Source organism: Streptomyces olivaceoviridis, from assembly GCF_014650115.1.
GTDB classification, from domain to species: domain Bacteria; phylum Actinomycetota; class Actinomycetes; order Streptomycetales; family Streptomycetaceae; genus Streptomyces; species Streptomyces olivaceoviridis.
Genome location: NZ_BMUI01000003.1, coordinates 465,714 through 491,355 on the forward strand (window position 1 = coordinate 465,714; position 25,642 = coordinate 491,355).

At 71.3% G+C, this 25,642-nt stretch carries 28 protein-coding genes, 1 tRNA gene and 1 pseudogene; 12 read left to right on the forward strand and 18 right to left on the reverse strand.

What is annotated here, in order from left to right; genetic code table 11:
* Nucleotides 1-293: 293 nt before the first annotated feature.
* Nucleotides 294-367: transfer RNA gene (locus IE273_RS08610), tRNA-Thr, on the reverse strand.
* 207 nt (nt 368-574) lie between these two features.
* Here IE273_RS08610 and IE273_RS08615 point away from each other — a divergent pair.
* From IE273_RS08615 to IE273_RS08625, 3 genes are all read left to right on the forward strand, one after another.
* Nucleotides 575-1,711: an ABC transporter ATP-binding protein gene (locus tag IE273_RS08615; RefSeq protein WP_189814523.1), complete on the forward strand. Its 1,137-nt coding sequence runs from the start codon at nt 575-577 to the stop codon at nt 1,709-1,711.
* Nucleotides 1,712-1,916: 205 nt separating this feature from the next.
* Nucleotides 1,917-2,378, forward strand: a complete 462-nt coding sequence (locus tag IE273_RS08620; protein WP_189814524.1) for a hypothetical protein — start codon at nt 1,917-1,919, stop codon at nt 2,376-2,378.
* 101 nt (nt 2,379-2,479) lie between these two features.
* Nucleotides 2,480-3,211 (forward strand): nucleotidyltransferase family protein, encoded by a 732-nt coding sequence (locus IE273_RS08625; protein WP_189814525.1) that lies wholly within the window; start codon nt 2,480-2,482, stop codon nt 3,209-3,211.
* A gap of 109 nt (nt 3,212-3,320) precedes the next feature.
* Here IE273_RS08625 and IE273_RS08630 read toward each other — a convergent pair whose 3' ends face one another.
* The 7 genes from IE273_RS08630 to IE273_RS08660 form a co-directional block, all read right to left on the reverse strand.
* Nucleotides 3,321-5,012: a DoxX family protein gene (locus IE273_RS08630; RefSeq protein ID WP_189814526.1), complete on the reverse strand. Its 1,692-nt coding sequence runs from the start codon at nt 5,010-5,012 to the stop codon at nt 3,321-3,323.
* Nucleotides 5,013-5,162: 150 nt separating this feature from the next.
* Entirely contained in the window at nt 5,163-6,104 is a 942-nt protein-coding gene (rlmB, locus tag IE273_RS08635; protein WP_189814527.1) for a 23S rRNA (guanosine(2251)-2'-O)-methyltransferase RlmB, read from the reverse strand.
* A gap of 89 nt (nt 6,105-6,193) precedes the next feature.
* Nucleotides 6,194-7,597, reverse strand: coding sequence for a cysteine--tRNA ligase (gene cysS / locus IE273_RS08640; RefSeq protein ID WP_189814528.1), 1,404 nt, complete (start codon nt 7,595-7,597; stop codon nt 6,194-6,196).
* Nucleotides 7,598-7,719: 122 nt separating this feature from the next.
* Entirely contained in the window at nt 7,720-8,124 is a 405-nt protein-coding gene (locus IE273_RS08645; protein WP_189814529.1) for a PPOX class F420-dependent oxidoreductase, read from the reverse strand.
* Nucleotides 8,125-8,181: 57 nt separating this feature from the next.
* The gene (ispF, locus tag IE273_RS08650) at nt 8,182-8,679 is read right to left on the reverse strand and encodes a 2-C-methyl-D-erythritol 2,4-cyclodiphosphate synthase (protein WP_058080988.1); all 498 of its coding nucleotides are present in this window, start codon (nt 8,677-8,679) and stop codon (nt 8,182-8,184) included.
* On the reverse strand, nt 8,669-9,421 hold the full coding sequence (gene ispD, locus IE273_RS08655; protein WP_189814530.1) for a 2-C-methyl-D-erythritol 4-phosphate cytidylyltransferase: 753 nt from the start codon (nt 9,419-9,421) through the stop codon (nt 8,669-8,671). The genes ispF and ispD overlap by 11 nt, the downstream gene beginning before the upstream one ends.
* Nucleotides 9,422-9,760: 339 nt before the next feature.
* Nucleotides 9,761-10,243, reverse strand: coding sequence for a CarD family transcriptional regulator (locus IE273_RS08660; RefSeq protein WP_003953493.1), 483 nt, complete (start codon nt 10,241-10,243; stop codon nt 9,761-9,763).
* A gap of 626 nt (nt 10,244-10,869) precedes the next feature.
* Here IE273_RS08660 and IE273_RS08665 point away from each other — a divergent pair.
* Entirely contained in the window at nt 10,870-11,553 is a 684-nt protein-coding gene (locus tag IE273_RS08665) for a copper chaperone PCu(A)C domain-containing protein (RefSeq protein ID WP_189814531.1), read from the forward strand.
* 115 nt (nt 11,554-11,668) lie between these two features.
* Here IE273_RS08665 and phoP read toward each other — a convergent pair whose 3' ends face one another.
* Together phoP and phoR are read right to left on the reverse strand one after the other, a co-directional pair.
* Nucleotides 11,669-12,349 carry a two-component system response regulator PhoP gene (gene phoP, locus IE273_RS08670; RefSeq protein ID WP_014673455.1) on the reverse strand — a complete coding sequence of 227 codons (681 nt, stop codon included), beginning with the start codon at nt 12,347-12,349 and terminating at the stop codon, nt 11,669-11,671.
* Nucleotides 12,346-13,644, reverse strand: coding sequence for a two-component system sensor histidine kinase PhoR (gene phoR, locus IE273_RS08675; protein WP_189814532.1), 1,299 nt, complete (start codon nt 13,642-13,644; stop codon nt 12,346-12,348). The genes phoP and phoR overlap by 4 nt, the downstream gene beginning before the upstream one ends.
* 180 nt (nt 13,645-13,824) lie before the next feature.
* Here phoR and phoU point away from each other — a divergent pair, with 180 nt between their 5' ends.
* The 3 genes from phoU to IE273_RS08690 all read left to right on the forward strand — a co-directional run bounded on the left by phoU (nt 13,825) and on the right by IE273_RS08690 (nt 15,162).
* On the forward strand, nt 13,825-14,514 hold the full coding sequence (gene phoU, locus IE273_RS08680; RefSeq protein ID WP_189814533.1) for a phosphate signaling complex protein PhoU: 690 nt from the start codon (nt 13,825-13,827) through the stop codon (nt 14,512-14,514).
* 113 nt (nt 14,515-14,627) lie between these two features.
* On the forward strand, nt 14,628-14,783 hold the full coding sequence (locus IE273_RS08685; protein WP_014673458.1) for a hypothetical protein: 156 nt from the start codon (nt 14,628-14,630) through the stop codon (nt 14,781-14,783).
* A 130-nt stretch (nt 14,784-14,913) separates the two neighbouring features.
* Nucleotides 14,914-15,162 (forward strand): SCO4226 family nickel-binding protein, encoded by a 249-nt coding sequence (locus IE273_RS08690; protein ID WP_189814534.1) that lies wholly within the window; start codon nt 14,914-14,916, stop codon nt 15,160-15,162.
* Between the two features lie 104 nt (nt 15,163-15,266).
* On the opposite strand, the gene IE273_RS08695 is transcribed toward IE273_RS08690, so the two are convergent.
* Complete coding sequence (locus IE273_RS08695) at nt 15,267-16,145, reverse strand: GAF and ANTAR domain-containing protein (RefSeq protein ID WP_229887132.1); 879 nt, start codon at nt 16,143-16,145, stop codon at nt 15,267-15,269.
* Between the two features lie 173 nt (nt 16,146-16,318).
* On the opposite strand from IE273_RS08695, the gene IE273_RS08700 reads away from it, so the two are divergent.
* On the forward strand, nt 16,319-16,702 hold the full coding sequence (locus IE273_RS08700; protein WP_189814535.1) for a hypothetical protein: 384 nt from the start codon (nt 16,319-16,321) through the stop codon (nt 16,700-16,702).
* Between the two features lie 89 nt (nt 16,703-16,791).
* Here IE273_RS08700 and IE273_RS08705 read toward each other — a convergent pair whose 3' ends face one another.
* Complete coding sequence (locus IE273_RS08705) at nt 16,792-18,045, reverse strand: MDR family MFS transporter (protein WP_189814536.1); 1,254 nt, start codon at nt 18,043-18,045, stop codon at nt 16,792-16,794.
* Nucleotides 18,046-18,233: 188 nt separating this feature from the next.
* Here IE273_RS08705 and IE273_RS08710 point away from each other — a divergent pair, with 188 nt between their 5' ends.
* Complete coding sequence (locus IE273_RS08710; RefSeq protein WP_189814537.1) at nt 18,234-18,995, forward strand: phosphoglyceromutase; 762 nt, start codon at nt 18,234-18,236, stop codon at nt 18,993-18,995.
* A 218-nt stretch (nt 18,996-19,213) separates the two neighbouring features.
* Here the strand turns inward: IE273_RS08710 and IE273_RS45080 are convergent.
* Together IE273_RS45080 and IE273_RS08720 are read right to left on the reverse strand one after the other, a co-directional pair.
* Nucleotides 19,214-19,932 (reverse strand): annotated as a pseudogene (locus IE273_RS45080) (DUF6928 family protein).
* A 147-nt stretch (nt 19,933-20,079) separates the two neighbouring features.
* Nucleotides 20,080-20,289, reverse strand: coding sequence for a hypothetical protein (locus tag IE273_RS08720; protein WP_189814538.1), 210 nt, complete (start codon nt 20,287-20,289; stop codon nt 20,080-20,082).
* 209 nt (nt 20,290-20,498) lie between these two features.
* On the opposite strand from IE273_RS08720, the gene IE273_RS08725 reads away from it, so the two are divergent.
* A complete protein-coding gene (locus tag IE273_RS08725) occupies nt 20,499-20,672 on the forward strand; it encodes a hypothetical protein (protein WP_189814539.1) in 174 nt (57 codons plus the stop codon).
* A gap of 333 nt (nt 20,673-21,005) precedes the next feature.
* On the opposite strand, the gene IE273_RS08730 is transcribed toward IE273_RS08725, so the two are convergent.
* Nucleotides 21,006-21,302 carry a GYD domain-containing protein gene (locus IE273_RS08730; RefSeq protein WP_189814540.1) on the reverse strand — a complete coding sequence of 99 codons (297 nt, stop codon included), beginning with the start codon at nt 21,300-21,302 and terminating at the stop codon, nt 21,006-21,008.
* 306 nt (nt 21,303-21,608) lie between these two features.
* Nucleotides 21,609-21,980: a hypothetical protein gene (locus IE273_RS08735; RefSeq protein ID WP_189814541.1), complete on the reverse strand. Its 372-nt coding sequence runs from the start codon at nt 21,978-21,980 to the stop codon at nt 21,609-21,611.
* A 239-nt stretch (nt 21,981-22,219) separates the two neighbouring features.
* Between IE273_RS08735 and IE273_RS08740 the strand changes: the two genes are divergently transcribed.
* The gene (locus IE273_RS08740) at nt 22,220-22,693 is read left to right on the forward strand and encodes a carboxymuconolactone decarboxylase family protein (protein ID WP_189814542.1); all 474 of its coding nucleotides are present in this window, start codon (nt 22,220-22,222) and stop codon (nt 22,691-22,693) included.
* 17 nt (nt 22,694-22,710) lie between these two features.
* Here the strand turns inward: IE273_RS08740 and IE273_RS08745 are convergent, their stop codons facing one another.
* Nucleotides 22,711-23,187 (reverse strand): DUF2000 domain-containing protein, encoded by a 477-nt coding sequence (locus tag IE273_RS08745; protein ID WP_189814543.1) that lies wholly within the window; start codon nt 23,185-23,187, stop codon nt 22,711-22,713.
* Between IE273_RS08745 and IE273_RS08750 the strand changes: the two genes are divergently transcribed.
* Nucleotides 23,186-23,983, forward strand: coding sequence for a helix-turn-helix domain-containing protein (locus IE273_RS08750; RefSeq protein ID WP_189814544.1), 798 nt, complete (start codon nt 23,186-23,188; stop codon nt 23,981-23,983). The genes IE273_RS08745 and IE273_RS08750 overlap by 2 nt on opposite strands.
* Here IE273_RS08750 and IE273_RS08755 read toward each other — a convergent pair.
* Complete coding sequence (locus tag IE273_RS08755; RefSeq protein WP_189814545.1) at nt 23,962-25,611, reverse strand: glycosyl hydrolase family 28-related protein; 1,650 nt, start codon at nt 25,609-25,611, stop codon at nt 23,962-23,964. The two genes, IE273_RS08750 and IE273_RS08755, sit on opposite strands and share 22 nt — an antisense overlap.
* Nucleotides 25,612-25,642: the final 31 nt, after the last annotated feature.

Sequence of the window (25,642 nt, forward strand, 5' to 3'; positions counted from 1 at the left end):
ACTGCCGTGAAGGTGATGGGTATGCACGGCGGAAATCCCGCGCTTGCCGGCGTCGTTCGTTGCGGGACCGGGGCCTGTACGAGGACGCCCCCAAGACCGACGCGAGAGCCCGCGCCGGGCGCTCGGCTCCGACACGGTCCAGGCCCTCGTAAGGCACCGGGCCCGGCAGGACAGGGACCGTGGCGAGTGGGGCAGCGCCGGGGCGGAGACTCGACCGCCATCACGGCGGACACGTACACGAGACGACGAGACCGCCCCCTGGGAATAACCCCAGGTCAGAGCTTGCTTTCGAGAGCCCCCTGTCGGATTCGAACCGACGACCTTCGCTTTACAAGAGCGGCGCTCTGACCAGCTGAGCTAAGGAGGCGTGCACCTGGGTGCCCGTGCAGTGTACCCAGGTCTCGGGGCCGTCCCGTCGAAAATTTCCGCGAAGTTCACACGGGTCGGGCTACTGACAGATCGAGTGAACTCCAGGTACCGTCCTGACCCAGTTCACTCGCGTGGACTACACCAACCACCTTCCTACAACGGATCGTCCGGCACGTTCCTGCCGGTAGAAGGGGGCCCATTCACCATGGCCACAGTCACGTTCGACAAGGCGACCCGCATCTACCCGGGTTCCACCAAGCCCGCCGTCGACGCACTCGACATCGCGATCGAGGACGGCGAGTTCCTCGTCCTGGTCGGCCCGTCCGGTTGCGGGAAGTCCACCTCCCTGCGGATGCTCGCGGGCCTGGAGGACGTCAACGGCGGCGCCATCCGCATCGGCGACCGCGACGTCACCCACCTGCCGCCCAAGGACCGGGACATCGCCATGGTGTTCCAGAACTACGCCCTCTACCCGCACATGACGGTCGCCGACAACATGGGCTTCGCGCTCAAGATCGCCGGCGTGAACAAGGCGGAGATCCGGCAGAAGGTCGAGGAGGCCGCGAAGATCCTCGACCTCACCGAGTACCTGGACCGCAAGCCGAAGGCGCTCTCCGGCGGTCAGCGCCAGCGTGTCGCCATGGGCCGCGCGATCGTCCGCGAGCCGCAGGTCTTCCTCATGGACGAGCCGCTGTCCAACCTGGACGCCAAGCTCCGCGTCTCCACCCGTACGCAGATCGCGTCCCTCCAGCGCCGCCTCGGCATCACCACCGTCTACGTCACCCACGACCAGGTCGAGGCCATGACGATGGGCGACCGCGTGGCCGTGCTCAAGGACGGCATCCTCCAGCAGGTCGACTCGCCGCGGAACATGTACGACAAGCCCGCGAACCTCTTCGTCGCCGGCTTCATCGGCTCCCCCGCGATGAACCTGATCGAGGTCCCGATCACCGACGGCGGTGTGAAGTTCGGCAACAGCGTCGTCCCGGTCAACCGGGACGCCCTGAAGGCCGCCGCCGACAAGGGCGACCGCACGGTGACCGTGGGCGTGCGCCCCGAGCACTTCGACGTGGTCGAGCACAACGGCTCCGTCGCCGCCTCCCTGTCCAAGGACGCCTCCGACGCCCCGGCCGGCCTCGCCGTCTCCGTGAACGTCGTCGAGGAACTGGGCGCCGACGGCTACGTGTACGGCACCGCCGAGGTCGGCGGCGAGGTCAAGGACCTGGTCGTCCGTGTCAACGGCCGTCAGGTGCCCGAGAAGGGCTCCACGCTGCACGTCGTGCCGCGGCCGGGCGAGACCCACGTGTTCTCCACGTCCACCGGCGAGCGGCTGTCCGACTGACGGCCGACGGCATCGGAAGGGCCCCGCGCGCTCGGCGTGCGGGGCCCTTCCCGTCGTCTCGTCGCCGGATCCCGCCACGCCGCCCTGTCGTGGATCTTGTCGTGGGGCGCTCCGTCAACCCGTTACCCGGAAATCAGCGCCTTCTCATCCCCCATAAGAGTGACTCATTGTCTCCGCATCATCACGGGGCGCTACCCTCACACGCGTGAAGCACTCCACCACCCCACAGACACGACGCGGCCACCGGGGCGGCCCTGCCCGCCGGATCGGCCGCACTCTCGCCCTCGTCCTGCCCGTCGTCCTGGTGCTCTCCGGGACCCTCGCGGTCACCCGGGTCAACTGGACGGGGAGCCCCTCCAGCTCGGTGCTGGCCGCCTCCGACGTGTCGTCGGTGGAGGTCTCCGCCAAGAAGGTCACCCGCGCCCCGCAGGACGTGCTCCGCGACCAGCTGATGACCGAGTTGCAGCACAAGAACCCGGGGGTGGTCCTCACCCACCTCCAGCAGGCCGTCAACGGCCGCCCCTCGCTGGCCCGGCACTGCTCCTCCATCGCCCGCGCCCTCGGCAGGGCCGCGGTGCACATCTACGGCGCCTCGCGCGCCCAGTCGTACGCCCGCCCGGTGTGCGACACGGCCTTCGCCTCGGGCGTCCTGGCCGCGCACAGCTGAGCCCCGGCGACAGCGGGCTCCCGGTGTGAACCGGGTAACGGCTCCTCAAGGAGCGGGTTGCCCCCGGAGCACCGCGCTGGGGCGCCACGTACAGTGCGGTCATGACCCATCCGAACGCCGCGTCGCGCCCCACTCAAGCCGTGGTCCTGGCCGGTGGCCAGGGCTCCCGGCTGCGTCCGTACACCGACGACCGGCCCAAGCCGATGGTCGAGATCCCCGGTACGGGCACTCCGATCATCGGCCACCAGCTGACCTGGCTGGCCGAGGAAGGTGTGACGGACGTCGTGGTCTCCTGCGGCCACCTCGCCGACGTCCTGGAGAAGTGGCTGGACTCGGCCGACCTTCCCGTCTCCGTCACCACCGTCGTGGAGAGCGAGCCCCTCGGCCGCGGCGGCGGTCTGCGGTACGCGGCGGCCCGGCTGCCCCACCCCGACCGGTCCTGGTACGCCACGAACGGTGACATCTGGACGCGGTTCTCCCTGCGGGACATGGCCGACTTCCACGCCGAGCGGGACGCCGTGGCCACACTGGCGCTCGCCCGGCCGCGGATCCCGTGGGGAGCCGTGAAGACCGACGGGTTCGGGCACATCACCGACTTCATCGAGGCACCGCCGTCGACGTTCGAGATCAACGCGGGTGTCTACGTGTTCTCGCCGGAGTTCGCCTCCCTGCTGCCCGAGCGGGGGGACCACGAGCGGACCACGTTCCCCCGGCTGGCCCGGGAGAAGAAGCTGGCCGGGTTCCCCATTCCGCAGGGCGCGTACTGGCGGGCCATCGACACGGCGAAGGACCTGACGGAGGCTGCCAAGGAACTGGCGGCGCTCGGTCGCTGACAGGTCCCCGGGCCCCTGGGCGGGGCCACCGGCCCCGGGTCCCCGAGATCGAAGAGGGCCCCGTACCGTTCCCGGTACGGGGCCCTGCGCTGTTCCGTGTGCTGTTCCGTCAGCCCAGCAGGCCGCCCACCAGGCCCGGCTGTCCCGTGGACGTGCTGCCGCCGCCCGTGGACGTGCCGCCGCCCGTCGTCGAGCCACCGGTGCTCGTGCCGCCGCCGCCCGTGCTCGTCGGGCCCGCCGTCGTGCTGGGCGCGCCGCCCGTCGTCGGGGACGTCCGGCGGGGCGGGACCTGGCCCGTGGTGCCCTGGGTCTGGGTCGGGGTCGTGGTGGTGCCTCCGGAGGTGGCCCGGGTCGTGCCCGGGGTCGTCGCCGCCCCCGAGGGGCTCGCGCCGGCCGTGGCACCGCCGGTCGGGGAGCTGGACGCCGCCGGGGTCCTCTTGTGCCGCGTGCCGGGCTCCTGCGGCAGCGGGGAGCCGGGGAGCTGATTGCGGGGCGCCTCGCCGGGGCCGGGGACGACCACGCGGCTGGAGTCGCGCACCGCACCGCCCAGCAGGGAGCCGACGAACAGGGTCAGACCGACCGTGACGGCCGTGATCAGCGCGCCGCGGCGCAGGACGTAGCGGCGCAGCTCCCAGATGTCGGCGCGGGGGCCGAGGCGGCGCCAGGCGCCGCCCGCGAGTCGGCCGTCCACGGAGTAGACGGGGGCGCCGGCGATGATCAGCGGGGACCAGGCGGCGAGGTAGATGATGTCCGGGGCGTCGTAGACCGGGACGGTCTTCCAGCTGACGGTGACGATCAGGGCGGCGGAGAGCATCGCGCCGACGACCGCGGCGACGCGCTGCCAGCAGCCCAGGATCGTCAGGACGCCGACGACGACCTGGAGGAAGGCGATGACCAGGCCGGAGCCGACCGGGTGGTGCAGGGCGAACTGGCGCAGCGGCTCGGCGACGTCCCAGGGGTGCAGCGTGTTGAGCCAGGTGACCATGGAGCCGCGCTTGCCGCCGTCGAAGTAGACGGGGTCGCACAGCTTGCCCATGCCGGCGTAGATGGAGATGAAGCCGAGGAAGATGCGCAGCGGGAGGAGGACGACGCCGAGGTTGAGCCGGCGGCCGGGGTAGTAGGCGTGCCGGGCCGGGTCGTCGCCCTGGCGCCTGGCGCGGCGCGGGGCGTCGGCGTCCGCGGCGAGGTCGGTGCCGGGGTCGGTGTCGGCCGGGTAGGTGTCGTACGGCTCGCGGTCGTCGGGGTAGGCGGGGTAGACGGGGTCGTCGTAGGCGCCGGTGGCCGTGCGCATGTGCGGCAGGAGGCGGGTGCCGTCGGCGCCGGGGGCGGTGCGCTGGTGGCCGACGACGGGGGTCTCGACGGTCAGGTCGCGTCCGTCGTAGGTGTCGGCGTAGCCCGTCTGGACGCGCGGGATGACCTGGGTGGCGCCGGCCTCGGGCTCGTCGGCGTGGCGGACGCTGCTGCCCCGCACGGCCTGGAGGAGCCGGTGGGCGCCGGTGTCGTCGGGGGCGGACTTGCCGCTCCACACGACGGGGCGGCGGCGGCCGGTGGCGCCGGCCCGGCCCGCCGTGCCCACGACGGGCATCCGGGCGGTGTCCTGGGCGCCGCTCAGATGCCGGGCGATCCGCGGGGATTGGGTGCGCCTGGCCGCCGCGCCCAGCTGCACGCGGAAGCTGGCGTGATTGACGATGACCTGCGCCGGATCGCTCGGCACCTTCACCATGCTCAGCGCGGGAGCGTCGTCGAATCCCGACGAACGGTCCCCCGTGGGTGTGCGGGGTGTTCTGGTGTCCACACTCATCTAACCGAGTGACGTGGCGTTAGGACACTGCTTTGACCGCCCGGATGTGTCCGGACCCCGTCAAAGCGGCCCCGAGCGCCATATAGCCGCCCGAATTACCCCGCAAGGGTGAACTTCCGGACGGGCGTTCAAGCCCGCCCGGACGGTTGTTCAGCTCCGCCTGCGGGCGGCCTCGTACAGCACGATCCCGGCGGCCACACCCGCGTTGAGCGACTCGGCGCCGCCCGGCATCGGGATGCGGACGCGGAAGTCGCAGGTCTCGCCGACCAGGCGGGACAGGCCCTTGCCCTCGCTGCCGACCACGATGGCGACCGGGCCCCCCAGGGCCTCCAGGTCGCCGAGTTCGACCTCGCCGTCCGCCGCCAGGCCGACCACCGTGAGGCCGGCCTTCTTGTAGGCCTCCAGGGTCCGGGTGAGGTTGGTGGCACGGGCGACCGGCGTACGGGCGGCCGTACCGGCGGAGGTCTTCCAGGCGCCGGCGGTCATGCCGGCCGAGCGGCGCTCGGGCACGACCACGCCGTGGCCGCCGAAGGCGGAGACGGAACGGACGACGGCGCCGAGGTTGCGCGGGTCGGTGACCCCGTCCAGGGCCACGACCAGCGGGTCCTCGCCCTCGTCGGCGGCGGCGTCGAGCAGGTCCTCCGGGTGCGCGTACTCGTACGGCGGGACCTGGAGGACCAGGCCCTGGTGGTTGAGGCCGTTCGTCATGCGGTCCAGCTCGGGACGCGGGGCCTCCATGAGGTTGATGCCACCGCGCTCGGCGGCGAGCTGGAGGGCCTCGCGGACGCGCTCGTCGTTGTCGATGAACTGCTGGACGTAGAGGGTGGAGGCCGGGACGCCCTCGCGGAGCGCCTCGACGACCGGGTTGCGCCCCACCACCAGCTCGGAGGTGGACCTGCCGCCACCCCGGCGCTGCTGCGTGCGGCCCTGCGCGCGGCGGGTCTTGGCCGCGGCGGCACGCTGCTTGGCGTGCCCCTTGCGCATCTCGGCGGGCGGGGTCGGACCCTTGCCCTCCAGGCCCCGGCGCCGCTGGCCGCCACTGCCGACCTGCGCGCCCTTCTTGCCGGACATGCGACGGTTGTTCGCGGCCATGACCTACCTGTCTTCGTGAGCTTTCGTACGTACGTCTTATGCAGTGTGCCGCCCGGAGGGCCGGGCGGCACAATCGATCAAGCGGGGCGCTAGCGCGGGCCGAGGCTCCAGCGCGGGCCCTGCGGGCTGTCCTCGATGGCCAGCCCGGCCTGGCCGAGCTGGTCGCGGATGGCGTCGGCGGTGGCCCAGTCCTTGCGGGCGCGGGCGGACTCGCGCTGGTCGAGGACGAGGCGTACCAGGCTGTCGACCACGCCGTTCAGGTCCTCGCCCCGGTCGCCGCCCTCGCCCGCCCAGTGCGGGTCGAGCGGGTCGAGGCCGAGGACGCCGAGCATGGCCCGCACCTCGGCGAGCCGGGCGACGGCGGCCTCCTTGTCGTCGGCGGCGAGCGCGCTGTTGCCCTGCCGGACGGTGGTGTGCACGACGGCGAGGGCCTGCGGGACGCCCAGGTCGTCGTCCATCGCCTCGGCGAAGGCGGGCGGGACCTCGGCGGCCGGCTCGACCGTCTTGCCGGCCAGCTCGGTGACCCGCTGCACGAAGCCCTCGATCCGCCCGAACGCGGACTCGGCCTCGCGCAGGGACTCCTCGCTGTACTCGATCATCGAGCGGTAGTGCGGGGTGCCCAGGTAGTAGCGCAGCACGACGGGCCGCCACCGCTTGACCATCTCACCGACCAGGACGCTGTTGCCGAGCGACTTGGACATCTTGTCGCCGGCCATGGTCACCCAGGCGTTGTGCACCCAGTACCGGGCGAAGTCGTCGCCGTAGGCCTTGGCCTGGGCGATCTCGTTCTCGTGGTGCGGGAAGATCAGGTCGAGGCCGCCGCCGTGGATGTCGAAGGCGCTGCCCAGGTACTTGTGGGCCATGGCCGAGCACTCCAGGTGCCAGCCGGGGCGGCCCGGTCCCCAGGGGGTCGGCCAGGTCGGCTCGCCCGGCTTCGCCGCCTTCCACATGGCGAAGTCACGCGGGTCCCGCTTGCCGGTCTCGCCCTCGCCGGACGGCTGGAGCAGGTTGTCCAGCTCCTGCCGGGACAGCTCCAGGTAGTGCGGGAAGGACCGTACGTCGAAGTAGACGTTGCCGTCGGCCTCATAGGCGTGCCCGCGCTCGATGAGGCCCCGCATCATCTCGACCATCTCGGTGATGTGGCCGGTGGCGCGGGGCTCGTAGGTCGGCGGGAGGCAGCCGAGGGCTGCGTAGCCCTCGTTGAACGCGCGCTCGTTCTCGTACCCGATCGACCACCAGGGCCGGTTCTGCTCGCGGCTCTTGGTGATGATCTTGTCGTCGATGTCGGTGACGTTGCGGATGAACGTCACCTCGTAGCCGCGGTACGCGAACCAGCGGCGCATGATGTCGAAGTTGAGGCCCGAGCGGATGTGGCCGATGTGCGGTGCCGCCTGCACGGTGGCGCCACAGAGGTAGATCGAGACGCAGCCCGGCTGGAGCGGGGTGAAGTCACGGATCTGCCGGGCGCTGGTGTCGTACAGGCGAATAGTCACCACTCCAGAGTAGTGGGCCCCGGGCAGTGCCATGCGCCTTCCCACCAGGAAGCCGCCTCACCGTGCCGCCTCACCGCGGGGCCGGGCCCCGCCACCTTCCCCGGGCAGGCCCAGCCCTCACCTCACAACCGCCCGACCACCTTCCGCGGGCGGATCCGCACCACCACCCGCTCGGCGTCCTGGCTCGACGCCGGGTTGAAGTCGGCGTAGTCCTTGCCGGTGTACTTGCGGCTGAGGTCGTCGATGAGTTCCTGGCCGCCCTCGGTCGTGGTCTCGGCGGTGCCGCGGATCTCGGCGTACTCGTAGGGCTCGTCGGGGTTGAGGACGACGACCGTCACCCGGGGCTCGCGCTCCAGGTTGTGGTACTTGCGGCGGTCGACCGTCGTGGAGATCAGGAGGTCGTCGCCGTCACGCTTCACCCAGACCGGGGACATCTGCGGGCTGCCGTCGGGCTGGACGGTGCCGAAGACGACGAACACCTTGCCGTCGAGCACGGACTTCAGGCGGTCGGACAGTACGGCGGACATGGGCACCCCTCCGGAGTACACGATCACTGGTGGTCGTGTGGGTACCCTGCCACGCCGTCAGCTCACACGCACCACGAGTGCCGTGGCCACCGCCATCAGCCCCTCCTCGCGGCCCGGGAAGCCCAGCCCGTCCGTCGTGGCGCCGGAGACCGACACGGGCGCGCCGGCCGCCTCGGAGAGGATCTTCTGCGCCTCGTCGCGCCGCTTGCCGATCTTCGGGCGGGGCCCGATCACCTGGACGGCGACGTTGCCGACGGTGAAGCCCGCCGCGCGCACGATCCGGGCGGCCTCGGTGAGCAGGGTGACCCCGGACGCGCCGGACCACTCGGGGCGGCCGGTGCCGAAGTGCTGTCCCAGGTCACCGAGCCCGGCGGCGGAGAAGAGGGCGTTGCAGGCCGCGTGGGCGACGACGTCGGCGTCGGAGTGGCCGGCCAGGCCGGGCCCCTCGCCCTCCCACTTCAGGCCCGCGCACCACAGCTCGCGGCCCTCCTCGAAGGCGTGGATGTCGGTGCCGATGCCGACCTGGGGAAGCACGAAGCCGGCCTCAGAAGCCATCGGTCAGCCTCCTGCGGGCCAGGACCGCCTCGGCGAGGATCAGGTCGAGGGGGCGGGTGACCTTGAACGCCTCCTCGTGGCCGGGGACGGCCACGACGGGCAGCCCCAGCTGCTCCACCATGCTCGCGTCGTCGGTGACGTTCTCGGTGACGCTCTCGTGGGCGCGGACCAGGGTCGCCCGGTCGAAGCCCTGCGGGGTCTGGACGGCCCGCAGCCGCGCCCGGTCGGGGGTGGCGACGACCGGTTCCGGGTCGTCGGCCACGGCCGCGGGCTCGACCTCCTTGACCGTGTCGGCCAGCGGCAGCGCGGGCACCACGGCGGGGGCGCCGTCGCGTACGGCCTCGATGACCGCGTCCACCGTGTCGACCGGGACCAGCGGCCGGGCCGCGTCGTGGACGAGGACGATCCGGTAGTGCGACGGCAGGGCGTCCAGGCCGATGCGGACCGACTCCTGGCGCGACTGGCCGCCGGGGACGACCTGGAAGTCCGTCCTCTCCGGCAGCGCGTGCGCGTCGAGCAGGGACTTGACCTCGGCGGCGCCGTCCGGCGGGGCCACGACGATCACCAGCGAGACATGGCGGGACGCGGCGAGGGCGCGGACCGCGTGGACGAGCATGGGTGTGCCGTTCAGCGCGCGGAGCGCCTTGGGGGCGCCCGGACCGAGCCGTACGCCCCGGCCGGCGGCCGGAATCACGGCGGCGACGGGGGTCTGCGCGGGCGTGGGGCGCGATTCGTCAGACATCGGTTCCTGTCAGGTTTGTGTGCTCGACCTAGGTGGGTATGGCCTGGAGGAGTGCGGGCGCGACGCCTTGACCGGACCCTTTCCGTGACCCTGGTCGAGCCGTCCGCCCGGGCGGCACATCGAGTACCGGCACTTCGGGTACCGGGGGATCGAGTATCGACCGGGAATCGATTATCGGGGGATCGCGTGTAGGGGGGCTGGTCCACAGGCTTGCCGAGGAGCACCCGCTGTGGGGAAGCAACATGCCGCAGCGCCCGGCGACAGGATCAGTGTCATCGGGCACCGCGGCATTTCAGTGTGCTGAGCGTGCCGGAAGCGAAGGTTCGCCGCCGTTGCGCGTCAGGAGGCGAGCACCTCGTCGAGCAGGGCCTCGGCCTTGTCCTCGTTCGTGTTCTCCGCGAGAGCCAGCTCGCTCACCAGGATCTGGCGGGCCTTGGCGAGCATGCGCTTCTCACCGGCGGACAGTCCGCGCTCGCGCTCGCGACGCCACAGGTCACGCACGACTTCCGCGACCTTGATGACATCGCCGGAGGCGAGCTTCTCCAGGTTTGCCTTGTAGCGACGGGACCAGTTCGTGGGCTCCTCGGCGTACGGCGCGCGCAGCACCTCGAAGACCCGGTCCAGCCCGTCCTGACCGACCACATCACGCACGCCGACGAACTCCGCATTGTCCGCTGGCACACGTACCGTCAGGTCACCCTGGGCGACCTTCAGCACCAAGTAGGTCTTGTCCACGCCTTTGATCTGGCGAGTTTCGATGGCCTCGATCAGCGCGGCCCCGTGATGGGGATAGACCACGGTGTCGCCAACCTTGAACGTCATGTGACAGGTACCCCTTCCGTGGCTATCCAGGGTAACACGGATACGGCGTCTTCTGAATGGCGTTTTCGCAGGTCAGGGCATATCTCAGGGCTTGACAACAGCAACCGGAACGTGCTGCGGGGAGCCTCCGGAACCGGGTATTCGCAGGTGGGAGGGGCTCTCCGAGCGAGGTGAAACACGTACGTCACACGCCCCGGGGGGTCGTTCCAAGTGGCGGAACATCCTGATTTGTCCGGCCTCAAGCGTGCGACTTCCGCTACTCCGTTCGGTGGCCATGGTCGGATGCGAGACGAATCCGGAATTGATCAACGGCTGCCGGAGGGGTGCTCCGTGATCAATATCGGGGGAGCTCGCACATTCCTTCACGGACATTTTGCGAGCGTCGTTGTGAGGGGCCGAGAGGGGGTCGCCGTCGCGTTATGTGAATGACAGACCAGTGGCTCCGCAATGTCACCGCGGAGCCGCGTGGGCCGCGCGGAGTACCCCCAGCAGGAGGGAAGCCCGGGGCCAGGGGGAGGGTCGGGTGCGACGCCGCCGGAACGGCTCGGTAGCCTGAAGTCGCTGACAGACACTTAGGGCGGCTTTACAAGGGGAGCCGCCCGCGCGTTCAAGGAGTTGCCGCCGCCGTGAGCAGCAGCCTTCGACGCGGCGCCCTCGCCGCCTCCGCCATCGTCTTCTCGATCGCCTCGCTCGCCGCCTGCGGCGCCGGAAACAACGCCCAGACCCTGGAGGTCAAGCCGGACAACGCGGCGACCAGCGTGGGTGACATCAAGGTCCAGAACGCTCTGGTCATCACGCAGCCCGATCTCCAGTCGACGGGCCCCGCGGTGATCTCCGCGACCCTGTTCAACTCCGGGAGCACCGACCAGACCCTCCAGTCGATCACCCTGGACGGCAGCGGGACGTCCGCCGAGCTGAAGCCCGCCAAGGGCCAGAGCCTGACCGTTCCCGCGCACGGCTCGCTGATCCTCGGCGGCAAGGACAACGCGTCCGCGACGCTGCCCAGTGGCCGTGAGGCCGTCCAGGACGGCAACGCCCAGAAGATCACCTTCACCTTCAGCAAGACCGGCAAGGTGAGCCTGCGCGCCTTCGTCGTCCCGGCCACCAGCTACTTCGACAAGTGGGGCCCGAGCCAGGTCCCGTCCGCCCCGGCCGGCGCCGGCGGCGCCACGGCCACCCCGTCCGGCAGCGCGAGCGCGTCCGGCAGCGGCAAGCCGGCAAGCGGCCACGGGTCGAGCCCGTCGGCCACCGCGTCCGGTGCGGCCGTCACCCCGCACGACTCGGCGTCGGCCTCGGCCGCCGGCCACTGACCAGCCGTATGCCGAAGGGCGGCACCCGTGCGGGTGCCGCCCTTCGGCATACGTACGAGCGCTCACCCATCTACGAGCGCTTACGGATTGCGGATTACGGATTACCGTTTACGGTTTACGGCTCGAATTTGTAGCCCAGACCCCGCACCGTCACCAGGTACCGCGGCGCGCCCGGGTCCGGTTCGATCTTGGCGCGCAGACGCTTGACGTGGACGTCGAGGGTCTTGGTGTCGCCCACGTAGTCGGCGCCCCAGACGCGGTCGATGAGCTGCATGCGGGTGAGCACGCGGCCCGCGTTGCGCAGCAGCATCTCCAGGAGGTCGAACTCCTTGAGCGGGAGGTCGACCTTGGAGCCGCCGACCGTGACCACGTGCCGGTCGACGTCCATGCGGACCGGCCCCGCCTCCAGCGCGGCCGGGGTGACCTCCTCCGGCTCGCCGCGCCGGCGCAGCACCGCGCGGATGCGGGCGACCAGCTCGCGGGAGGAGAACGGCTTGGTGACGTAGTCGTCGGCTCCTATTTCGAGCCCGACGACCTTGTCGATCTCGCTGTCCTTGGCGGTCACCATGATCACGGGGACGTTGGAACGGCCGCGCAGCTGGCGGCAGACCTCGGTGCCGGGCAGGCCCGGCAGCATCAGGTCCAGGAGGACCAGGTCGGCGCCGTTGCGCTCGAACTCGTCCAGGCCGTCAGGGCCGGTCGCCGCGACGGCGACCTCGAAGCCCTCCTTGCGGAGCATGTACGACAGGGCGTCGGAGAAGGACTCCTCGTCCTCGACGACGAGCACACGGGTCACGGAAGGACCTCCGGGGCGGGAAGCGATGCGTACGGGGGTGGATCGGTGGGGCCGGCCTCGTCGTCGAGGTCGGGGTGCTGCTGTGCGCGGTCGCGGGCCGCGCCCGCCTCCGGCAGCCTGAGGGTGAAGGTGGAGCCCTGGCCTTCGGCGCTCCAGACCGTGACCTCCCCGCCGTGCGAGGCGACCACGTGCTTGACGATGGCGAGACCCAGACCGGTACCGCCGGTGGCCCGGGAGCGGGCCGGGTCGACCCGGTAGAAGCGCTCGAAGATGCGCTCCTTGTCCTTGTCCGAGATGCCGATGCCCTGGTCGGTCACCGCCAGCTCGATCATGTCGCCGCCGGGCGCGTTGACCCTGCGTGCGGCTATACCGACGCGGGTGCGGGCCGGGGAGTAGTTGACCGCGTTCTCGACCAGGTTGCCCAGGGCGGCGGCCAGCTGGCCCCGGTTGCCCCACACGTGCAGGTCCGAGGTGCCACCCGCCCGTCGCCCGCCATCCTGATCGGGCCCTTCGGGCGCCCACACGTTCGAGGCCATCGTGATCTGCTTCGTGCCCGCCTGGTGGCGGCAGCGGTCCATGGCCTCGGCGACCAGCTCGTCCACGCGGACGGGCTCGGCGTCCTCCAGCGGGTCGTCGTTCTGCACCCGGGAGAGGTCGATCAGCTCCTGCACCAGGTTGGTCAGGCGGGTCGCCTCGATCTGCATCCGGCCGGCGAAGCGCTGCACGGCCTCGGGGTCGTCGGAGGCGTCCATCACGGCCTCGGAGAGCAGGGACAGCGCGCCGACGGGCGTCTTCAGCTCATGGCTGACGTTCGCCACGAAGTCACGGCGCACCGCCTCGATCCGGCGGGCCTCCGTCAGGTCCTCGACCAGCAGCAGGACCAGGCGGGAGCCGAGCGGGGCCACGCGCGCGGAGACGGCGAGGGCCTCGCCGCGTCCGGTGCCGCGCCGGGGCAGGTCCAGCTCGACCTGTCTTATCTCGCCGTCCCGTCTGGTGTCCCGGGCCATCTGGAGCATGGGCTCGACGGAGAGCTTGCCGCCGCGGACCAGCCCGAGGGCGTAGGCGGCGGAGCTGGCCTTGACCACGGCGTCGGCCTCGTCGAGGACGACGGCGGAGGAGCGGAGCACGGACAGTACGGTGTCCACGCCGGGCGGGAGTACGGGATCAGTGTGCAAGGAAGTCCTGGTCGGTCGCTTCTGGTCGCGTTCGCTCCAGCGGAACGCCAGCATGGCGATGACACCGGTGAGCACCCCGGCGATCGCTGCCGCTGCGGCGACCGCCGCGTTCACGTCCATGCCTCCAGGTTAGGCACGGGGTACGACATGACCACAGCCGTCACCGTGCGACCTCGAACACTCGTCGCCCAGAGTTCACCTTGCAGCCAGTATTGGTTCATTTGGGGTGGCGGAAACGGACGGGTGCGGGGCGGAACGTGGGAGCGTGGGGACCAAGCACACCGATGAGAGGGAACCCTGATGCGGGACGCGTACCACGAGGAACTGGACTCGATCGGCGACGGACTGGTGGAGATGGCCCGGCTGGTCGGATCGGCGATCGGGCGCGCCACGACCGCCATCCTCGACTCCGACCTCAAGCTGGCCGAGAGCGTGATCGAGGCCGACAAGAAGGTCGACGAGCTCCAGCACGACCTGGAGGCCCGGGCGATAGCCCTGCTGGCCCGGCAGCAGCCGGTGGCGACGGACCTGCGGATCGTCGTCACGTCGCTGCGGATGTCCGCCGACCTGGAGCGCTCCGGCGACCTCGCCCAGCACGTGGCGAAGCTCGCGCGGCTGCGCTTCCCGAACCGGGCCGTTCCGCACGACCTGCACGCCACCATCCTGGAGATGGGCCAGCTCGCGCAGCGCCTGATGGCGAAGGCGGCCGAAGTGCTCGTGACCAAGGACGTCGACCTCGCCCTTCAGCTGGAGCAGGACGACGACGACATGGACCTGCTGCACCGCACGCTCTTCCAGCACCTGATCGACGACCGTTGGAAGCACGGCATCGAGACGGCCGTGGACGTCACCCTGCTGGGCCGCTACTACGAGCGGTACGCCGACCACGCCGTGGCCGTCGCCAAGCGCGTGGTCTACCTGGTCACCGGTGAGCACGCCGACGAGTTGCAGCCGGACATCCAGCCGGTGACGGGCGCCGAGGGGGCGTAACCCCTCCGGCCGGGCGGCCCGGGTCCGCGAACGCCTCCGTGCGCCGTTGATGCGCCCGGCGCGGCGGGCATGAAATGGGCGAGGGCACCCTGCCCCAGGTCTAGGAGGGACCCATGGCCGAATCCCCCAGCACCACGCCCGACCCGACGCAGGAGCGCGAGACCGGGCAGCCCGCCGAGATCAGGACCCTTCCGCTGTTCGGCGCGTGCGGCTGCGGCTCCGGCTGCGGCTGCGGCTGCCAGTCGGGCAACCCCTGCCAGTGCGGCTGAACGGCACGTCCGGGCCGGTGTGAGCACGGCTCACACCGGCCCCCGCCGTACCGGATGCCCCTCCCTCTCCCCGGGCGCAGCATGGAAGGTGCGGGTGGGAAGGACGACCGGCAGCAGGAGGTGTCGGACCATGGCCAAGTTCATCGACGTGCACCGTGGCATGGAGGGCATCACGGCCGACCAGTTGATGGAGGCGCACCGGGCCGACCTCGCCATCGAGGCGGACGAGTCCGTGCACTTCCAGCACGCCTGGGCGGACCCGGAGTCCGGCGTCGTCTACTGCCTCTCCGAAGCGCCCTCGGCGGAAGCCGTCCAGCGCGTCCACGAGCGCGCCGGCCACCGGGCGGACGAGGTGCATCCGGTACCGCTGGAGGCGTGAGTGCCGCTGGGGCGTGAGGGCCGCTGGAGGCGTGGGTGCCCCTGGAGGCGGGCGGGGCCCGGCCCCGTCCTCGTCGGCGCACGGGCCGCCCCGCCGCTTCCGCGTCAGCGGACGTCACGCCCGTCCTCTCCGAGAGGACCCTGGGGGTCACCGCCGTACGGACGGGCCGGGTCACCGCCGTCCGCCTCCGGCCGGAAGCTCAGTCGCCGGGTCAGGACCTCCCGGGCCTCCTGGCTGACCGTGCGGCCGTCGGCGTACGCGCGGGCCCGCAGCCGGTCCAGGGCCTGCTCGGGGTCCACGTCCAGCTGCACCATCACCATGCCGACCGCCTGGTAGACCTCGGTGTGGCCGGCCTCGGATGACGCCACCCAGGACGCCACCTCGCCCTCGGTGTCCTCGTCGGTGCCACCGCCGGGGGTGCCGTGCCGGGCCGCCTGGAGGTTCATCAGCGCCAGGGTGACCGCGTCCCGCACCCACAGCGCGACCCGCAGATCGGGTTCGGCCAGCCCGCCCGCCTGCTCGCTGTACAGGTCGAGGGTGCCGATGGCGGCGCCGCTGACGCCGAGCGGCAGCGAGAAGACCGCGCGGACGCCGAGACCCACCGCCTCGTGCGCGAAGATCGGCCAGCGGCGGAGGTCGGGGCCCTGGGTGAGGTCGCACGCGAGGACGGGGACGCCCCGGTCGAGGGCGGTCTGGCAGGGGCCGTCGCCCACCGTGTACTGCAACTCCGCCAGCCGGGCCGCGACCCGGTCGCTGGCGCACCACGTCATGCGCACGCCCTTGCCGCCGGAGATCGACACCGAGGATCCGGTGACCGGCAGCAACCGCGCGCACGCCGCGCACAGCGCGCCGGGCACCGCCCGGGGCTCGTCGGCACCCCGCGCGGCGGCGGCCAGCGCCTCACCGACCCGCAGCCGCACCTCGGCGTCGGGCGGCCCGCCGCCACCCCCGGACGACCCGGACTTCTCGGGCGGCATGGTCATCACTCCCGCCACGGAACGGTCTGCGCCGGCATGATCCACCGGCATCCGCCTGCCGAGTTCCCAGGAAGGGGGAAGTAAAGGGGGAAGCAACCGCGCGTTTCCGGCGGCATGAGCCCCGCACGTCGGTCGCCCCCGCCTCCCGGGCCCGGTGCCGGTCCTGCGAGAGTGGGTCCGTGCTGCTCGATGCCGAGAAGACCCTGTTCGTCCGCGGGGCCACGCCCGTACTGCTGCTGGCCGGGGCGCCCGTCCACGACGCGCTGCCGGGGCCGGCCGCGCCCGACGGGGCGGTGCCGGTGTGTGCGGGGTGGAGCATCGCGCCCCGGCTCACCCTGTGTGTCGTGGACGGACCCGGCGGCCACGGCCTCGTCGTGCCCGCCCTCGCCGCCCCGGTGATCGACGCGCAGGGAGCCCCCGGCGACATGGGCGACTGGTGCGCGGACGCCGAGGCGGCGGGCGGAGCGGTCGTACTGTCCCTGGACCGGCTGCCCGAGACCCTCGACTGGTCCGCCCTGCTCTCCTCGGGCACGACCCGCGGCGGCTTCCTGCCGGCCCTGTGAGGGAGGCACGGGCAGTGGCCGGCTAGGCCGTACGACGCCAAGCGCCGGGCCGAGCGGGTCACGGTGGGCGCCCCGGTCCCGGCGGCCGGCTAAGCCGTACGCACCTCGGTCCAGGCGTCCGCCCGCGCCTTGGCCGGGGCCGGCCGCTCCGGGGGCAGGCGGCGCATCAGGACGCCGTAGCCGAGCCCGGCCGCCGTCCCCACCACCGCGCACATCCCCCACAGCCACCCGGCGCCGAGGTGGTCGATGACCACGCCCGACATCAGGGGCGCGATCAGGGCGGCGACGGACCAGGAGAGGGTGTACATGCCCTGGTAGCGCCCGCGGCCGTGGACCGGGGAGAGGCGGACGACGAGTCCCGTCTGGGTCGGGGCGTTGACGATCTCGGCCAGGGTCCACACGCACACGGTGACCATGAAGACGCCGACCGAGCCGGCGAACGCGGTGAGCCCGAAGCCGTATCCCGCGAGGAGCGAGGAGGCGACCAGGAGGGTGCGCGGGTCGCGGTGCTCGATGAACCGGGTGACGGGGATCTGGAGGGCGACGATCAGGATGCCGTTGACGGCGATGGCGAGGCCGTAGTCGGCCGGGGAGAAGCCGGCCCGCCCCATGGCCACCGGCAGGCCGACCGAGCCCTGCTGGAAGACCAGGGCGACGAGGAAGGACAGCCCGACGACGGCCATGTACCGCCCGTCCCGCAGCACCGTGCCCAGGCTGACGCTGTCCTCCGCCTGCCTGGCCGTGGCCGCCGGCCGCGACTCCGGCACCTTGGCGAAGACGACGACCGCGCAGGCCAGGGTCATCCCGGCCTCGATCAGGAACCCGGCGAGGTAGCTGAACTCGGCGATGAACCCGGCGGCCATGGAGGAGACGGCGAAGCCCAGGTTGATCGCCCAGTAGTTGAGGGAGAAGGCCCGCACCCGGTCCTCGGGGCGGACGAGGTCGGCCATCATCGCCTGCACGGCCGGCCGGGAGGCGTTGGCGGCCATGCCGACGAGGAAGGCGACGGCGGCGATGGCCACCGGGTCGGTCATGAAGCCGAGCAGGGCGGCCGAGGCGGCGGTGGCGGTCTGCGCGATGAGCAGCGTGGGCCGCCGGCCGAGCCGGTCGGCCATCACCCCGCCGCCCAGCGAGGAGACGACCCCGCCGAGCCCGTGCAGGGAGGCGACGAGACCGGCGTACGAGGCGGAGTAGCCCCGGTCGAGCGTGAGGTAGAGGGCCATGAACGTGGCCACGAAGGCACCCAGCCGGTTGACGAGGGTGCTGGTCCACAGCCACCAGAACTCCCTGGGGAGCCCGGAGACGGATTCGCGGACGGCACGTCTCATACGGGCTGGTGACATCGAGGTTCCCCCACGTCTGTAAGCGGCTCAAGCGGCGAGCACACGTTACGAGCGGGGACCTCGGAAACGCCAGTCGATTAGCAGGTCGCGTCAATCGAAGCACGGCCGGGCGGCGCCTCGGCGACCGGCGGGCCGCTCCCTCCCCCAGGCCCGACACGGCCCCCATCCCCTTGGGTAGGCTCAAGACCATGGCCGACGCACCGTACAAGCTGATCCTCCTCCGCCACGGCGAGAGCGAGTGGAACGCGAAGAACCTGTTCACCGGCTGGGTGGACGTGAACCTGAACGAGAAGGGCGAGAAGGAGGCAGTCCGCGGTGGCGAGCTCCTGAAGGACGCCGATCTCCTCCCCGACGTGGTCCACACGTCCCTCCAGAAGCGCGCGATCCGCACGGCCCAGCTGGCGCTGGAGGCCGCGGACCGCCACTGGATCCCGGTCCACCGCTCCTGGCGTCTGAACGAGCGCCACTACGGCGCCCTCCAGGGCAAGGACAAGGCGGCGACGCTGGCCGAGTTCGGCGAGGAGCAGTTCATGCTCTGGCGCCGCTCGTACGACACCCCGCCCCCGCCGCTGTCGGACGACTCGGAGTTCTCCCAGGCCCACGACGCGCGCTACGCGACGATCCCGCCGGAGCTGCGCCCGCGCACGGAGTGCCTGAAGGACGTCGTCTTCCGGATGCTCCCGTACTGGTACGACGCGATCGTCCCCGACCTGCTGACCGGCCGCACGGTCCTGGTCGCCGCCCACGGCAACAGCCTGCGGGCCCTGGTCAAGCACCTGGACGGCATCTCCGACGCGGACATCGCGGGCCTGAACATCCCGACGGGCATCCCCCTCTACTACGAGCTGGACGCCGACTTCAAGCCGGTCACCCCGGGCGGCACGTACCTGGACCCGGAGGCGGCGGCGGCCGCGATCGAGGCGGTCAAGAACCAGGGCAAGAAGAAGTAAGCCGAGCCGAAGAAGCCCCCTACCTGCGGTTTCTCCGCTGGGAGGGGGCATCTTCGCACTCTGGGGCGCCCGGTCACCTTGCGCACTGCTCGGATCACATCCATCTCGCGGGGCCCGCAGTCGGTGAGCACCACCTCGTGGGACGGGTCGTCGCAGAGCAGCGTGTAGTACTCGGTGGACTCTTCGTCGGAGTTGCTTCAGGACGAAAAAGTCCCGAGCTAAAAGCCGTCGCGCTCGATGAGTGAGCCGTCAGGGCCGAGAGAGGAGAAGCGCGGTGGGCCCATGTCTTCCATGGCCCTTTGCAACGCCGCTTCCCGCTCCGCGGGATCAGGGCCGTGCGGGTCCTGGACCCGGAAGCCGTGCAGTCGGATGCTGGCCGTGTCGATGTCGTCCGGCTCGGGACGGCCCTCCAGTACGAAGCCGCAGAGCGCGCGCAGCGCGTCTTCGCCCAGTTCCAAGGGGTGGAACGGCAGCGGGTACGGCTCTTCGTCCTCGTCCGGCCAAGGAATGACGTCGGCCGGGCGGTCTCCGGCCCAGTAGGGCAGCTCGAAGGAGAGCGGTTCGCCGATGTTCTCGATGATGCCGCTGTCCGGGGACAGGCTCAGAGAGCGGGCGAGTCGGCCGTCCTCCCACACGGCGAACGCGAGCCAGTCCTCTGGTCGCCGATGATCTCAAGACCGGGCCAGCTCGCCGCGTGCACCGTCCCTTCCGGGGGGTATACGCCGTCCCGGAGAGTCGAGCCCTCGCCCTCCTCTATCTCCCAGCCCGGGTAGAGCAGCCGCATCATGCTGGCCGTGCGTGCGGGCTCCGCTGGGCCCGCTTCTCGCAGCAGCCCCGGTACGTCGCCGTCGGCGTATACCAGAAAGCCCGTCTTGGCTCCCAAAGCCCCTCCCCAGGGTGCGGCCCTCGTTGGCGGGTGCACAGTAGCCGCCCCCACTGACAACGCGAGATGACGAAGCCCGAGGGCCCCCGGCTGGGCCGCCCCCGGGGGTATTTTCGCGGTCCGGGGCTTCCTGGAACCTTAGGGAACCCCGCGCGGGAGCGCCCCGCGGCGCGTGGCTGCGGGGCGCCCGCCTTGTGGGGGTCAGTCGATCTTCTCGCCGTCGTGCGTGCCGCCCTTGCAGAGGTTGTCCGTCAGATCGGCCGTTCCGCCGCCCTGCTTGCACTCGGAAGGGGTGACATAGGACGGGGCACCCTGTGCGGTGGCGGCGATGGCGGTGGCTGCGCCGGTGAGGCCGAGTCCGGTGAGGGCTGCCGTGGCGGTGACGGCGGCGAGGATTCGTCGAGTGCGCATGTGGTTCCCCTTTCACGGATTACCTCGACTAGGGCACTAGCCAGCTTGACCTTCACCCATGTGGGTGGCACGTCACGTTGAGCCATTCGGGTGACAGTGCTGTCGGGTGCGGCGTCGGTGACGCGACCCGTCGGACAGGCCCTGGAGCGTATGGAGACATGTTTCCTCGCCCTCAGGGGCACTCGGCCAGTGAGTGTGGAGGTCCTGAGATGAGTGCCGGAGAGAAGGCCAAAGCAAAGGCCGAACAGGTTGTGGGAAAGGCCGTACAAACGCTGGCTCACGCGGTGCACAAGGATGATCTCGCGGCAAAGGGCGCCGCCCTTGAAGCGCGGGGCAGGATGCGGGGCGCGAAAGAGGGGGCCAAGGGCGCCTTCAAGCACTGAGCCCGCTCGGCAGTGGTCAACGACGACCGATGACGACCGGCCGCCTCCGCGGGTTGCCCCGGGCTTGTTTCTGCCACTGAGCCGTCAGGCGCTTGGGCGGACTCGCTGCCGTGGTGAGGCCGGCCCCGCACCGCGTGACGGTGCCGCTCGCCTTTGGCTACTGGCCCGCGACGATCACCTCGACCGCACCGAGCACTCCGAGCTCCCCCACGCGGCCTGGTCGACCCCGTCCACCGAGCTGTGGCCGGCGCCGGCCTCCGCGTCGCCAGAACCTTGCTATGCCCAAGGCTCGGCCCGGTCAGCCGATGCACGCCCTGGACGACGTGGTGGTCGTCAGCCAGCCGCCTTGGCGATGATGCGTTCCATCTCCTCTCGGCCGAAGGCTCGCAGAGTCGTGGATCGGACGTTGCCCACACCACCGAGTTGCAGGAGTGCCGCGGTGGCAGTTTCTTCGTCAGGCGCCTCGATGACGGCCACGAGGTCGTACGGACCGACGGTCCAGTAGATGTTCAGGAGCTTTGCCCCGAGCTTCTGTACCGCTGAACCGAACGTCTCGGCGCGCTTCGCGGTGTCCTTGTAGTTTCGGACCCCTTGATCGGTCCAGCTCAGCAAGGTGACGTACGTCGGCATGCTCTTCCACCTTCACGAGAAGACTCATCCTGAGGTCAAGCCTGGGTAGCTGGGCTGGAACCCGCATGAGATACGCACCCGAACGGGCGATACGAGCAACCGGTCCGGAAGAACGAATGCCGATGAGGCGGCTGTCGAAGCCGGCGCCAGGCCGAGGCTCCCTCTCGGGCCGGGATCCGGTCAGGCGGTGCGGCGCGGATCGGCCTCGGGGCGCCGGGCGGTGACCGTTCAAGGACACGACAGGCAACGCACCCGGCACGGTTCCGTCGCGCCGGGTGCGTGTCCGCGCACTCGGACCGGGTCCGGTCAGGACAGTTGCGGTACGCAGCCGAACCAGTTCACCGCGTGGTCGTCCTTCGTGTATCCCATGCACCTCATCGTCTTGTCGTGCAGGGTGCTGGTCCCGGCGATGTCCTCGTCCAGGTAGTCCGTCTTGTGGCGCGGCTGGACGAGGGTGTCGATGTCGATGACGTACCAGCGGTGTCTCTGTTCCGGGATGTCGCAGCCGTGGGCGGTGACGTTGCGGCTCGGCCCTTCACTCCATATCGGGCGTTCGGCGCGCTCACAGTGCGCCTTCTCGGATGCGGCGGCGGTGCCGGCGCCGGTGCCGAGCAGCGCCGCGGCGCCCATGGCCACCGCCGCGGCGGCGCCCAGCAGGCGGTGCGGTGTGCGGTTCATCAAGTGGTCTCCCTGGCAGTCGCCATGACGGACGGTGGGTGACCCGTCGTCTCCCTGTGATCGTCACACCGGCTCCGGCGCCCGTCCTGGCGGGGAGCACACCCGTCCCACGTCCCGGTGACGGACGTGGTGCCAATGCAGCATCGGGAGTGACGCAGGTCACTCGGCGGCACGTCACATCCCGGGCTCCCCCTCCGTCAGAGAGGTGCAAGCAGCCGCAACCCACTCAGGAGCACACCATGGACGCTCGGCTCGACCTCTTCGCCGGCCCCGTCGCCGGCAAGGTGTTCAAGCACTTCAACGCGGCCGGCAAGGCGATCACGGAGTCCACGCTGCCCGCCGCCACGCAGGAGTTGGTGAAGCTCCGTGCCAGCCAGATCAACGGGTGTGGGTTCTGCACCGACATGCACACCAAGGACGCCCTGGAGGCCGGGGAGACCCAGACCCGGCTGAACCTGGTCGCGGCCTGGCGTGAGGCCACCGTGTTCAGCGACGCGGAGCGGGCCGCGCTGGAGCTGGTGGAGCAGGGCACCCGGATCGCCGACGCGGCAGGCGGGGTCCCGGACGAGGTCTGGGCCGACGCCGCCGAGCACTACGACGAGGAGCAGCTCGCCGCCCTGGTGGCCCTCATCGCCGTGATCAACGCCTACAACCGTGTCAACGTCATCGTCCAGCAGCCCGCCGGCGACTACGTTCCCGGCATGTTCGCGTAAAGCAGCGGAGAACGGCCTCACGGGTGCATGCGGGCGCCCTTCAGGACCTTGTCCACCCCGTTCTTCGAGCCGTACACCGCCAGGCCCACCAGGTCCAGCTCGGCGGTCGGGACGGCTCGGACGGCCGCGCGGTTGTCACGGTCGTTGCCCGTGGTGAACAGGTCCGCCGTGAACACCGCGCACGGCAGGACACGGGTCAGTGCCCTGCCGTGCGCCGCCTTCAGGGTCTCCTTGGTGCCCTCGAAGACCAGCACCGGCTGGCGGAACATCGGCAGGTACGACACGCCGTCCGCGTCCTCGTACGGGTCGCCGACCACCTCGGGGACCGTCGGGCCCAGGCCGCTGACCAGGAACGCGGTCACGTTCAGGCGCTGCCAGGGTTCCAGGTCCTCGCGCAGCAGCACGGCGATCTTCGTGTCGAAACGGAGGGGTTCAGTGTTCATGGACTGAGACTCGCGGCCGGGTCCCGGCCGCGTCTTGTACGTTTTTTGCATGGCCGCCGGGCAGGAACTCGTCAGCGCGTGGCGCCCCCGGGTGCCGGGCGTCACCGAGGTCTTCCACGCCCGCTTCACCGAGTACGCGTATCCGATGCACGTCCACGACGCCTGGACGCTGCTCATCGTGGACGACGGGGCCGTACGGTACGACCTCGACCGGCATGAGCACGGCACCCCGCTCGACACCGTGTCGCTGCTGCCGCCGCACGTGCCGCACAACGGGTCGCCGGCCACGCCGGGCGGTTTCCGCAAGCGGGTCGTCTACCTGGACAGCAGCCGGCTCGGGGAGGAGTTCATCGGGCCTGCCGTGGACTCCCCCGATCTCAGGGACCCCGTGCTCCGGCTGCGCGTCGGGCAGTTGCACTCGGCCCTCGCGCGGCCCGGTGACGAGCTGGAGGCGGAGAGCAGGCTGACGCTCGTCGCGGAGCACCTGCGGCACCGGCTGCGGCGGCGCGCGGCCGAGGGGCGGCACGAGAGTCCCGCACTCGCCCGCCGGTTGCGGGAGTTGCTGGACGCGCGGGTCGTCGACGGGGTCTCGCTGGAGGAGGCCGGCCGGTTGCTGCACGCCCATCCGGCGCATCTCGTCCGGGCGTTCAGCGGCGCGTACGGCATCGCCCCGCACCAGTACCTGATGTCACGGCGGGTCGGGCGGGCGCGGCGGCTGCTGCTGGACGGGGTGCCGCCGGGCGAGGTGGCCCCGGTCGCCGGGTTCTACGACCAGGCCCATCTCACCCGGCACTTCAAGAAGCTGGTCGGGGTGACCCCGGGGCGTTACCGGAGCAGGGCGCGCTGAGCCTCGTACAGGTTGCGCGGGCGTACGGCGTCCGGGGTGCCGTACAGCTCCAGGCGGGAGTGCAGGTCGCCGGTGAAGTCGGGGACGTCGGTCTGGTCGAACTCGCGGACCTCGCCGATGCCGACGGTCGCCGAGTACGGGGCGAGGCCGTCGATCTTCACCAGGCCGGCCCGGCCGTTGGTGACCCGGATGTTCCAGTGGGTGAAGCGGGCGCCGAAGAGCGGGCCCGCGCCGGCGTCCCCGCCGTGGCGACCGTTGTTGTTCACGGTGATGTCGGTGCGGACGTTGGCGAAGGGCAGTCCGCGGTGACTGTCGAAGGTGCCCATCCGCATGTCACCGCGCGACCAGACGTTGGAGGAGGAGAGCCCTTCGACGTTGATGCCGTGCAGTTGGGTGTTCGCGGGTGCGGGGACCGTGCGTTCCTCGATGGTGAAGTCCTCGACGAGGTTGTCGTGGGAGCCCTCGCGGCAGAAGTACGGGTGGTGCGAGCCCCGGCCGGCGACCCGGGTGCGGCGCAGGGTGCAGGCGGACGCGGCGACCAGACCGAAGCCGTTGTCGACGTGGCGGACCGTGACGTCGTCCACCCAGCAGTCGTAGGCGCACTGGAGGACGACGCCGTTGTAGCCCTTGTCGAGGAGGTGGGGGGACTGCGGGGTCTGCACCGCTTCGAGGGTCAGCCCTTCGACGCCCGATCCGGTCAGTTCCGTCACGTGCGTGGTCAGGCGCGGGTCCCACTCCGGGCGGATGTCGAGGGGCAGGGGGCGTTCCAGGGTGACGCGCCGGCCGTGGACGCGGTGGACGCGGACGGGCCATTCGTAGGGGACGTACGACGTCAGTTTCGTCTTGTCGTCCCAGACGTACGCCGCCGGGCCGGGGCCGTCGCCCGCCATGTGCTGGAGCAGGGTGTGGGCGGCGTCGTCGGCGAGGCGGAGGAGGACGAGCCGGCCGGGGCGGAGGGCGGAGGCGTCGGCGACCGTGACCGTCCACGAGCCGCGCTTCGCCGGGGCGACGGTGGTGAGGGTGGTCCACTCGTCCCGCCGGTTGCCGGTCCAGCCCTCGAAGGGCCAGGCCCGGTCCCTGATGGCGGCGGTCAGGGTGTCCCAACGGACTCTCGGTGCCAGCCAGATGAGGCCGCCCGCCCAGGACCAGGAGGACTTGTCGCCGCCGTAGCGGGAGCCGTAGACGCCGATGAGTTCGGTGAGGTTCTTCGTCGCGTACAGGGTCGTACGGCCGCTGCCGGCGCCGCGCAGGACGACGTTCGAGTCGCCGAGGCGGATGACGTCGTCGATGCGGTAGGTGCCGGGCGGGATGGTGACCGTGCCACCGCCGGCCCTTCCGGCGGCGGCGATGGCACGGTTGATCGCGGGGGCGCAGTCCGTGGTGCCGTCGGCTACGGCGCCGTACGCGGTGACGTCGGCGACGACCCGGGGGCGGGGGAAGCGGCCCGCTCCGGCCCGGTAGCCCGCCCGGCCGATGTACGGGATCTGCGGGTGGGTGAGCGGGCTGCGGGTGAACTCCCGCCACAGCGCGGGGGGTTCGGCCGCCCGCGCGGTGCCGGTCGCGACGCCCAGGGCCACCGCGGTGGCACCGGCGAGCAGGGTCCGTCTGGTGAGGTGCGCGTTGCTCATGTCCACCCGCCCCTTCATCTTCCCGGTATGC